The following is an 11179-nucleotide window of genomic DNA, read 5'->3' as shown; positions in this document are numbered from 1 at the left end:
AATTGGCGATAACATTGTTTATCCAATGCAGGGAGCAGGTATAATTAAAGCCATAGAAGAGAAGGAAATCTCAGGAGAAAAACAACAGTATTATGTTATAAAAATGTCGGCTAGTAATATGGAACTAATGATTCCAGCAGGGAGAATATTGAATTCGAATATACGACCAGTTACGGATATAACCGCATTAGCACACATAATGGATATTTTTCAACATGGGGAATCAGATAGATTACTTACGTGGAAACAAAGGTATAAATTGAACACTGATAAAATAAAGACGGGTAAAATGCAAGAAGGTGCTGAAGTTGTACGTGATTTAATGCGTATACAGAAAGAAAAAGCACTTAATGCAAGCGAAAAGAAGATGTTAGATAACGCATATGAATTTTTGATTAGTGAACTGGGATTAATTGAAGGTATCACAGAAAATCAGATAAAAAGCTTTTGTTAAGGTTCATTACAAATAATGTATTATATCCCAAAAAAGATCTTGAATTTTTTGGGAACATAATTATAGAAAATTTATCATTTCAAAGACATTCAACTCTTTCAAACCACTTTTAGAGCATTACCTCTATTGTTATTACTACAATCAAATCCATTTTTATTTTTTAATTTCATTTATGAATGTTCGAAGTTTAATTGAATACTTCGATAAAATAGTTACTTGATTTTTGCAATCCTGATTCACACTGGCACGGACGAGGAGCCGTAAGGATGAAAGAGAGGTAGGGCTTTCATTGTTTTAGGTATATAAGTTATTATTTTTAGAAGAATACCGAACCATTTTCACTTCTATTGATAAGGTGTTTTTTATTAAAGAGATAAACGAATTGACAGCCATATATGGTCAACAAAAAAGGTTTCCTCCTAAGGAAACCTTTTTAATATTATTTATAGCATTTTGTTTTTTGGATATTCGAATTTTTTATTGTAAAGTCGTAAAAATTGACGTTACTATCTAAAAGTAAGTATGATGCGATTATAGTAAGATTTTTTAGGGGGAAGAAAAATGACAAGTTCAAGTAATAAAGCAGCGAGTATTTATGAAGGAACAAATGTAAATGCTGGGGGATTTTTTGAAAACGTTGAAGAAACAAAGTTGTTTGATCCAATTCAAGTTGGAACTTGGTCTCTTCGTAATCGTATAGCGATGGCACCGATGACAAGATGCTTTGCAGATAATGAGACTGGAGCAGTTGGTGCTGATGTAGTGGAGTACTACAGAAAACGTGCTGCGGATGGAATTGGACTAATTATTACAGAAGGAATTGTCATTAGTCCGAGAGCAAAAGGAAACCCAGGAGTACCAGGTATTTATACACAAGAACAAATCGATTCTTGGAAACCTGTTACAGAGGCAGTACATAAAGAAGGCGGGACGATTATTGCTCAAATATGGCATGTTGGGCGTATGAGTCATCATGAAATAATTGGTGGTCAAATGCCACAAGCACCATCGGCTATCGCTGCAGAGGGAAATGTTCCACGCTTTCGTAAACCGTTTGATACGCCAGAAGCAATGACGTTAGAAGAAATACAAGAAGTGATCGGTCAATACGCACAAGCTGCGAAAAATGCGATCGAAGCTGGATTTGATGGAGTAGAAATTCACGGTGCACACGGATATTTAATCGATCAATTTACGTATGAGTTTGCGAATAAGCGAACAGATAAATATGGTGGTGATTTAAAACAAAGGTTAACGTTTATGAAAGAAGTAACGGCGGCTGTAATAGAAGCTGTTGGAGCTAATAAAACACTTCTTCGTTTCTCTGCTTTCAAAGGTGATAATCCTACTTATATGTGGGAAAATCCTGAGTTTGCAATTGAAACGTTCATAAATATGTTTAAAGAGGTTGGGTTAACGATAATCCATCCTTCAACGATGAATTATACGCAAGAGATTGCTGATGGAAAGAATTTTCATCAACTAGTAAGAAAATATTGGGATGGTACGATTGTTGGGGTTGGTAATTTAAATCCGAAAGAGGCCGAAGAAGCGTTGCAAGAAGGAACGATTGATGTAGCGGCATTCGGAAGACCGTTAATTGCTAATCCAGACTTTGTTCATCGAATTAAACACGCTGAAAGTTTAGTTGAATATGACGCGAAAGAGCATCTTGCTACGTTAGTATGAATAAAGATAAAAGGAGAGCACGTCGAGTGTTCTCCTTTTATTATGGAACTTCATAGGGGGAAGCGGGATGAGTGAAACGCTACTCGTTATTATTAGTATATTACTATTTTTAATGTTGCTTTTAATCGTCTTTTTTATCATTACATTTTTTATAAAAAAACGAACACACCATTCTATTTTAAAATTACATCCGTACTTAGGAAGAATGCGCTACTTACTGGAAAAGATAGGGCCTGAATTTCGACAATATTGGTTTGATCATGATACGGATGGAAAGCCTTTCTCACGTTATGATTTTCAAAGTGTTATGTTTTTAGCGAAATATCGCTCTGAAATACTTGGTTTTGGATCAAAACGAGATTTTGAAGCTTCTGGATATTATATTGCTAATACATTATTTCCGATATTAACTGAGGAATTAAGTGTGAATCTCACGCAAGAGCGGGAAGGTAAAAAGTACGTGATTCATAAAGAAGGGTTATTTTCAAGAAGAGAAAAATTGACAGCGGATACAACGAATCTTTGGCTGTACGAAGAAGATGATGCAATTATAGTCGGTGAGAACCGTAAATATCCGTGGAAGCTACATGGCATGTTTGGTGCATCTGCGACTTCTTACGGTGCGATTGGAGAAAATTATATTTTAGCGAGTGGTTTTGGAGCAAAAATGGCAGGCGGATCGTGGATTAATACGGGTGAAGGTGGCGTTATTCCAGAACATTTACATACAGGAGCGAATATCGTTGCGCAAATTGGTCCAGGGTTATTTGGATACCGTGATGAAGACGGTAATTTTTCAATGGGAAAATTCATGGAGAAAGCGAAAGAAAGTAATATTAGAGCATTCGAATTGAAATTTGGGCAAGGTGCTAAAATACGTGGTGGTCATTTAGAGGGACAAAAAGTAAATGAGAAAATTGCTTTTGTTCGCAACGTCCGAAAGGGAGAGACGATTAATTCACCGAATCGATTTTCATTTTTAAAGAATGCAGCGGATACACTTTGTTTTATTCAACAGTTGCAAGAAAACAGCGGTAAACCAGTTGGAATGAAAATTGTAATTGGTCAGCAGGAGCCTTTGGAAGATTTAATAAAAACAATGAAAGAACTAAACATTTACCCAGATTTTATTACAATCGACGGTTCAGAAGGCGGGTCAGGGGCAACGTATAAATCGATGGCAGATTGTATGGGACTGCCGCTTATTCCAGCATTACTTACATTTATTGATACAGCAAACCATTATGGTGTCCGTAACAAGTTTAAAGTATTTGCATCGGGTAAATTAATCACACCAGATAAAGTGGCGATTGCTTTAGCGATTGGGGCGGATGCTGTAAGTTCAGCCCGCGGATTTATGATGGCAAGCGGCTGTATTATGGCCCTTCAATGTAATTCTGGCCAATGTCCATCTGGTGTAGCCACGACGAATCCGCATTATCAAAAAGCGTTAGATCCGTATGAGAAGAAGTGGCGAGTCATGAATTATATTATTAGTATGAGATATAGTTTATTTTCATTAGCGGCAGCGGCGGGAGTGAAGAGCCCGCGCCATTTAACTAGAGAGCATATTGTGTTTAAAGACGAGGTGGGGAGAGTAGTTCCACTTTCGGAATTGTTTCCTATAGTAAATCAAACCTAAAAGTATATTTGATATGTAAGATTTTTTAGAGGAATAATCATATTTTTGGAAAAATTAGGAGTATAATAGGGAAGTATTTTTGAAAATGACTATTTTTAGGGAGAGATTCACTTGCAGCAAGGTTCGTACAGTATTACAATTTTTTTACTCGTCATAGGGCTCGTTATATTTAGACGCATGCGCTCTATGAATCGACCAATTAATAATAAAGGAAGACGACTACTATTGCCATTATTCTTTTTATTACCAGGTTTTTCTTTATACGCAGCACCGATACAACTTGCTGGTTGGCAAATTGGTATAGCTGCTGGGATCGGACTGTTATTATCAATTCCACTTATTATTTTAAGTGGGTATGAAGTCAGAGAAGATGGTCAAATTTATACAAAAAAAAGTATCGCTTTTATTGCTACATTTTTAGTTATCGTTCTTTTACGTGCTTATTTTAGAAGACATTTACAAGGTCTAGATCCAAAGTCAATCGGCATTCTTTTCTACACTCTTGCGGTTTGTTATATAGTACCTTGGCGTATTGGATGCTATATGAAATTTCGTAAAGTATATGTAGAGAAAGCGAAATTTGAGACATCAATAAGCTAAAAGTCATACATTTGTATGGCTTTTAGTTTTTAAAATTTATCGGGTAATGGAATGAAAATAAGGTGTGAAAAAACCCTCTTTAATTTTCTGAATATTATTACCTTAATTTCTTGAAAAATCATTGTAATCCACTGGGATAAAGGCGTTTATAAAGGTTTTCACGTGTAATGAAAAGTGCTCATTCACTTGAAAGAACAAAAAATGTTTGTTAAGGTAGGGAACCATAAGCGAAAACAAGAAAATAGAAAAAGTCATTTTTCGAAATTTTGAATGGCTTATGGACTAAGGGAGAGATTTGGTGAAGATTGAAATTATGGTTTCGCTTGCTATTTATATGGCAGGTATTTTGTATATCGGATATTGGTCTTATAAGAAGACATCCGATTTATCAGATTATATGTTAGGCGGGAGGGGACTCGGTCCAGCAGTTACAGCTTTATCAGCTGGTGCTTCTGACATGAGTGGTTGGATGTTAATGGGATTACCTGGTGCGATGTATGCAACAGGATTATCAAGTGTATGGATTGCGATAGGTTTATTAATAGGTGCGTATGCAAACTATTTAATCATTGCCCCGCGTTTACGAACGTATACAGAAGTGGCAAATGATTCAATTACGATTCCAGACTTTTTAGAGAATCGGTTTAAAGATCGTACGAAAATACTTCGTTTTGTCTCCGCTGTCGTCATTTTAGTATTTTTCACATTTTATGCGTCGGCTGGTTTAGTTTCGGGTGGACGTTTGTTTGAAAATTCTTTTAACCTTGATTATAAAATTGGTTTATTTGTAACAGTGGGTGTCGTTGTTGCGTATACACTATTTGGTGGCTTTCTAGCCGTAAGTTGGACGGACTTTGTGCAAGGTTGTATTATGTTTATTGCGCTTGTACTAGTGCCAATTGTTGCCTTTACGGATGTCGGTGGTATAACAGAAACATTTAATACCATTAAGCAAGTCGATGCATCGCATTTAGATATGTTTAAAGGAAACACAATACTTGGTATTATTTCATTTTTAGCATGGGGCCTTGGATATTTTGGTCAACCACATATTATTGTCCGCTTTATGGCAATTACCTCTATTAAAGATTTAAAAACTTCTCGTAGAATCGGTATCGGTTGGATGACGATTTCAATTATAGGTGCAATGCTTACTGGTCTAATTGGTATCGCCTATTATGCTAAAAATAATACGACATTACAAGACCCAGAAATGGTCTTTGTAACATTCTCCAATATTTTATTCCATCCGTACATTACAGGATTTTTATTATCAGCTATTTTGGCTTCGATTATGAGTAGTATTTCCTCACAATTACTTGTTATTTCAAGTGCAGTAACGGAAGACTTCTATAAAACATTTTTCCGTCGTAATGCAAGTGACAAAGAACTTGTATTTATCGGTAGATTGTCAGTATTAGTAGTAGCTATGATCGCAGTTGTTTTAGCGTATCATCCAAGTGATACAATTTTAACACTTGTCGGTTATGCTTGGGCTGGATTTGGTTCAGCGTTCGGACCAGCCATTTTATTAAGTTTATATTGGAAAAGGACGAATAAATGGGGCGTTCTTGCAGGTATGATTGTTGGTGCAGTAGTTGTTATAGCATGGGTACAAATTCCAAGTTTAAAAGCAATTATGTATGAAATGGTACCTGGATTCTTCTGTAGTTTATTAACTGTTATTGTTGTAAGTTTATTAACGAAAGAACCCGTTAAGGCAGTTCATCGTGAATTTAATGAGATGGAAGCAGTACTGGAAGAAGAAAAGAAATGATTTGCAAAAAGAGTAAACGGTGAATAGCGTTTACTCTTTTTACATGTAAAATGAAAGTAAGGACTTATTGACAATAAAAAATAAGTAACTTATAATAAATCTTAAGTTCGAGATAAATAATGTTCATAATAAAAATTTATTATGGTTATAAATCGAACAAATATTTTTTACGAATTATCTTGAATTCAAGATAATTCAATAGATTAGACACCGATACGTAATTTTGTAATTAATATCTCGAATTCGAGATAAAATTATAATGACGGATTTTACTTTGTAGCATGGACAAAATTAATAATGAACTTAAATGTAAAAGAATTTTTATAATGAAATAAAAAAGGAGTGGAAGAAATGGAAAAGAAAACAATGGGAATCCATCATATTACAGCGATTGTAGGGCATCCACAAGAAAATGTAGACTTTTATGCTGGTGTATTGGGGTTACGTTTAGTGAAACAAACAGTGAATTTTGATGATCCAGGTACGTACCATCTTTATTTTGGAAATGAAGGAGGAAAGCCTGGAACAATTATTACGTTTTTCCCATGGGCAGGTGCTCGTCAAGGTATTATTGGAGATGGTCAAGTAGGAATTACGTCTTACGTTGTACCAAAAGGTGCAATGGAGTTTTGGGAAAATAGATTAGAAAAATTCGATGTTTCGTATACAAAAATGACTCGTTTTGGAGAGCAGTATTTAGAATTTGATGATCCGCATGGTTTGCATATAGAATTAGTTGAAAGAGAAAAAGGCGAATTAAATAATTGGAGTTTTGGAGAAGTTACACCAGAAGTAGCAATTAAAGGGTTTGGAGGTGCTGTTCTTTTATCTACACAGCCTCAAAAAACAGCTGAATTGTTAGAACATATTATGGGTCTTGAAAAAATTGGAGAAGAGGGTGAATTTGTTCGATTCCGTTCTTCTGCTGACATTGGAAATATTATTGATTTGAAATTATCAACAATCGGTCGTGGCCAAATGGGCGTTGGCACAGTTCATCATATTGCCTGGAGAGCGAGTGACGATGCTGATCAGCTAGACTGGAAAGAGCATGTGTCGCGTTTTGGATATCACGTAACTCCTGTACAAGATCGAAATTATTTTAACGCGATTTATTTTAGAGAACATGGTGAAATCTTATTTGAAATTGCAACAGATCCTCCTGGTTTCGCTCATGATGAATCGTTAGAGACGATGGGTGAGGAATTAAAGTTACCGGAACAATATGAACAACATAGAAAACAGATTGAACAAACGCTTTTACCATTTGAAGTGAGAAATTTAGATTAAAGTGATTGAAGGGGGAACAGGATTATGATGAAACATGTTTTTCAAAAAGGAAAAGATACGTCAAAACCAGAGTTGTTATTACTTCATGGCACAGGTGGTAATGAATTAGATTTACTACCACTTGCAGAAATAGTTGATCCGGAAGCGTCGGTATTAAGCGTTAGGGGAAATGTGTTAGAGAATGGGATGCCGCGTTTCTTCCGCCGATTAGCAGAGGGCATTTTTGATGAAGAGGATTTAATTTTCCGTACGAAGGAATTAAATGAATTTTTAGATGAAGCGGCTAAAGAATATAAATTCGATAGAAATAACATTGTAGCTATCGGTTATTCGAATGGGGCAAATATCGCAGCAAGTTTATTATTCCATTACGAAAATGCATTGAAAGGTGCTGTGCTTCATCACCCAATGGTACCAAGAAGAGGAATGCAATTAGCAAATTTAGCAGGGAAATCTGTGTTTATTGCTGCTGGGACAAATGACCCAATTTGTTCATCAGCAGAGTCAGAGGAATTGAAGATACTATTAGAAAATGCAAACGCGAATGTAACAATGCATTGGGAAAATCGAGGGCATCAATTAACGATGGGTGAAGTAGAAAAAGCAAAAGAGTGGTATGACAAAGCATTTTAAAAAAGAAGCATCTGCTAACGATTAGCAGATGCTTCTTTTTTATTTAAGACTGGATTGCAAGATGAGATGAAGAAAGTGGTAGCTCAATATCAACAATTGTACCTTCATTTAATTCGCTTGAAATGTGTAATTTACCATGATGTTCTTCAATTATTTTGTAACACATCATTAATCCTAGTCCTGTGCCTTTTTCTTTTAAACTATAAAAAGGTTCGCCTAGACGGGAGATACGATCTTCTGGAATGCCACAACCTTCATCGATAATTCGTATTAAGATGAAATTATCCTCTAATGGTTTTGTTTGGATGAAAATATTTCCGCCATTTGGCATCGCTTCTATCGCATTTTTTAATATGTTTATAAAAACTTGTTTTAATTGGTTGCCGTCACATTGAATATCATATACGTAATCAAAATGATCCATGATGATATGAACGCTATGCATAATTGCAGTCGGTAAAATAAATGTAACTACCTCTTCAATTAAAGTTTGTATGTTACAAGTTTGGATAGATAATACTTGTGGCTTAGACATCGCCATAAATTGACTCGTGATGGATTCCATTTGTGAAATCTCACTTAACATAACATCGATATACCATTTTTGCTCCTCATTTATTTCAGGGAGGAGCAATGTTAGAAAACCCTTTAGGGAAGTGAGTGGATTTCGAATTTCATGGGCAATTCCAGCTGTCAGTTGTCCGACTACTGCGAGCTTCTCAGATTTTCGTAGTAACTTTTCAGTTTCTTTTAGCTCAGTAACATCTCTCCCCATCACGATAAGACCTTTGCGAGAACCATCAGGATGATAAAGCGGAACTTTTGATATACTTAAGATTAAATCGAAATCATCTCTATGTATAATAAATTCCTCGCCATGAAGAATTTGTCTTTGTTGCCATGCTAGTTCATCGACTTCTTCACAATGTAAAAAAGCTTCTCGGTATGCTTCATTATATTGAATGAGTTCGCTATCTTTTTTCCCGTGGTAAGGTACATGATGGAAGTTGAAGCAAGAAAGTGCGTAGTCATTTGCCTCAAGCCAGCGCCCTTCATGATCTTTAAATATAACAAACGCAGGCATGGAGTTTACTAATGTACGTAATCTCTTCTCACTTTCTTTTAGCATATTCTCAATTCTTTCTGATTTTTCAAGTGGCTTCATAATAGCGTATACACCAGTAAGACGATTTTGAACAAAAATAGGAACTAGTTTTGTCACAACATCTAATAAGAATCCATTTTTATGATAAATAGATAAGATATACTCTTGTTGATTATCCGCTTCAGTATTCTTTATATTTTGTAATACTTGCTCAGAAATATGGGCTCCTAAAATGGAGGTAATATTTTTCTGTTCTAATTCTAAAGAAGTGTAACCTAATATTCTTTCGGCAGAAGGATTTATATGTAGAATAACTCCTTCTAAGTTTAATGAAATAATACTATCAGGATTATGTTCGAACAGAGATGCGTACATTTCTGTTAATGAACGATCTTGTATATGGTTTCGCAAACGTCTAGAAATGTTCGGATGACGTTTTTTTTGAGTTGGTGAATATTTTTTACGACTCATAATAGTTCCTCCGTACAAATAGCATCTAAAAAGATTTGTCTATTCATAACTATAATATAGATGTGATGTGTATTTCTATAAAAAATGGAAGTTATAGAATAAATTTTGTTTTTTTATTTTTTTTGCAAAGTGAATGCAGGATGGTAATAAGGGGAGCTTATATTGTTTTATAAACCTTTTGTAAGTTACAGACGGCTGTTTTCCGTATAACATTAGGGTAGAGGAGGGGGAGAGAAAATGAAAAATTATATTCAAGGGATTGATCACGTGCAAGTAGCTGCACCTGTAGAGTGTGAAGAAGAGGCGCGTGATTTTTATGGGAATAAAATTGGTATGGTAGAAATTCCAAAGCCAGAAGAGTTGAAAAAACGAGGTGGATGTTGGTTTAAATGTGGAAATCAAGAAATCCATATTGGTGTCGAGCGGAACTTTACACCAGCTAAAAAGGCTCATCCAGCTTTTTATGTGAATGAAATTAATGAATTTAAGCAAACACTTATAGAGCAAGGTGTAAAAGTGATTGATGATTATGCACGGCCAGATGTAATTCGATTTTACGTATCAGACCCGTTTGGAAACAGAATTGAATTTATGCAAAATAAAGACTAGGTGTATTCCCACCTAGTCTTTAACTTCTTCTGAAAAGTCCTAACACTTCTACAGTTTCTGTAATATTAACGAATGCATTCGGGTCAATTTCAGAAATTGTAAGTTTCATACTTGCTAATTCTTCACGAGAAACGACCGTCATAAGTACACGCTTTTTCTCGCTTGAATAAGCGCCTTCGCCATCAAGTAACGTTATTCCACGTACAACAGTTGAAAGAAGCTGTTTTTTCATTTTTTCTGCTTCATTTGTTACAATCATAAGTGTAACTTTACGATGTTTTGTATGAACAGCATCAATTACTTTACCAGTTACATAAATTGAAAGTAAGCTTGTAAGTGCAACATCCCAGGTGAAGAAGAATCCTGCGATTATTACAACGACTGCATTTAAAATAATAAGGAATCCGCCAAGTTTAATGTCTCGCTTGCGGGATAAAAGCATACCGATAATATCAAATCCACCAGTGGATCCATTACAGTTAAAAACAAGACCAATACCAGCTCCGGCGATGACACCTCCGAAGATAGAAGATAACAATGGATCTGTTGCTACGACTTTTACTGGAACGTAGTATAATGCAACAGATAATACAACTACAGAGACAACTGTGTTAAAAATTACTTTTTTTCCAAGACCTATGTACCCTAAAATAAGGATAGGTAAGTTTAATACAAAGTTAATAATACCTGTGTTTACAGGGGTTACAATCCCTAAAATAATAGCAATTCCGCCAATTCCACTACTTAAAATTTTGTGGGGGATAAGGAAAAGATTAAAGGCAACCGCAATAATAATAGAACCGATAATAACACCAAGGAATCTGACCATTTCTTTCCCGTCCTTCACTGAAAAATTCATATTATTTCAAGATTATATATGATATTGAAAGTTTTGGGTAAAAACAGTTT

10 protein-coding genes are annotated in these 11179 nt (G+C 35.3%); 8 read left to right on the top strand and 2 right to left on the bottom strand.

What is annotated here, in order from left to right; translation table 11 throughout:
- Nucleotide 1: 1 nt before the first annotated feature.
- The 7 genes from HMPREF2590_RS20840 to HMPREF2590_RS20810 all read left to right on the top strand — a co-directional run bounded on the left by HMPREF2590_RS20840 (nucleotide 2) and on the right by HMPREF2590_RS20810 (nucleotide 8085).
- Nucleotides 2–454 carry a CarD family transcriptional regulator gene (locus HMPREF2590_RS20840; RefSeq protein WP_256325170.1) on the top strand — a complete coding sequence of 151 codons (453 nt, stop codon included), beginning with the start codon at nucleotides 2–4 and terminating at the stop codon, nucleotides 452–454.
- Nucleotides 455–1015: 561 nt separating this feature from the next.
- Nucleotides 1016–2143: an alkene reductase gene (locus HMPREF2590_RS20835; RefSeq protein WP_000204589.1), complete on the top strand. Its 1128-nt coding sequence runs from the start codon at nucleotides 1016–1018 to the stop codon at nucleotides 2141–2143.
- Between the two features lie 67 nt (nucleotides 2144–2210).
- Nucleotides 2211–3785, top strand: coding sequence for an FMN-binding glutamate synthase family protein (locus HMPREF2590_RS20830; protein WP_000005161.1), 1575 nt, complete (start codon nucleotides 2211–2213; stop codon nucleotides 3783–3785).
- A gap of 111 nt (nucleotides 3786–3896) precedes the next feature.
- Nucleotides 3897–4385, top strand: a complete 489-nt coding sequence (locus tag HMPREF2590_RS20825; protein ID WP_002098148.1) for a cytochrome c biogenesis protein CcdC — start codon at nucleotides 3897–3899, stop codon at nucleotides 4383–4385.
- A gap of 298 nt (nucleotides 4386–4683) precedes the next feature.
- On the top strand, nucleotides 4684–6162 hold the full coding sequence (putP, locus tag HMPREF2590_RS20820) for a sodium/proline symporter PutP (protein ID WP_050822050.1): 1479 nt from the start codon (nucleotides 4684–4686) through the stop codon (nucleotides 6160–6162).
- A gap of 351 nt (nucleotides 6163–6513) precedes the next feature.
- Nucleotides 6514–7452, top strand: coding sequence for a ring-cleaving dioxygenase (locus HMPREF2590_RS20815; protein WP_000412731.1), 939 nt, complete (start codon nucleotides 6514–6516; stop codon nucleotides 7450–7452).
- 24 nt (nucleotides 7453–7476) lie between these two features.
- Nucleotides 7477–8085, top strand: coding sequence for an alpha/beta hydrolase (locus HMPREF2590_RS20810; protein WP_070861506.1), 609 nt, complete (start codon nucleotides 7477–7479; stop codon nucleotides 8083–8085).
- A gap of 43 nt (nucleotides 8086–8128) precedes the next feature.
- Here the strand turns inward: HMPREF2590_RS20810 and HMPREF2590_RS20805 are convergent, their stop codons facing one another.
- Nucleotides 8129–9661, bottom strand: coding sequence for a BA3702 family sensor histidine kinase (locus HMPREF2590_RS20805; protein ID WP_000087657.1), 1533 nt, complete (start codon nucleotides 9659–9661; stop codon nucleotides 8129–8131).
- Between the two features lie 237 nt (nucleotides 9662–9898).
- Between HMPREF2590_RS20805 and HMPREF2590_RS20800 the strand changes: the two genes are divergently transcribed.
- Nucleotides 9899–10270, top strand: coding sequence for a VOC family protein (locus HMPREF2590_RS20800; protein ID WP_000800767.1), 372 nt, complete (start codon nucleotides 9899–9901; stop codon nucleotides 10268–10270).
- 19 nt (nucleotides 10271–10289) lie between these two features.
- Here the strand turns inward: HMPREF2590_RS20800 and HMPREF2590_RS20795 are convergent, their stop codons facing one another.
- Nucleotides 10290–11099: a YitT family protein gene (locus tag HMPREF2590_RS20795; protein ID WP_000251344.1), complete on the bottom strand. Its 810-nt coding sequence runs from the start codon at nucleotides 11097–11099 to the stop codon at nucleotides 10290–10292.
- Nucleotides 11100–11179: the final 80 nt, after the last annotated feature.

Source organism: Bacillus sp. HMSC036E02 (assembly GCF_001836235.1).
In the GTDB taxonomy this organism is placed as follows: domain Bacteria; phylum Bacillota; class Bacilli; order Bacillales; family Bacillaceae_G; genus Bacillus_A; species Bacillus_A cereus.
The sequence above is the reverse complement of the archived record's forward strand: the minus strand, read 5'-3'. Positions and strand labels throughout refer to the sequence as shown.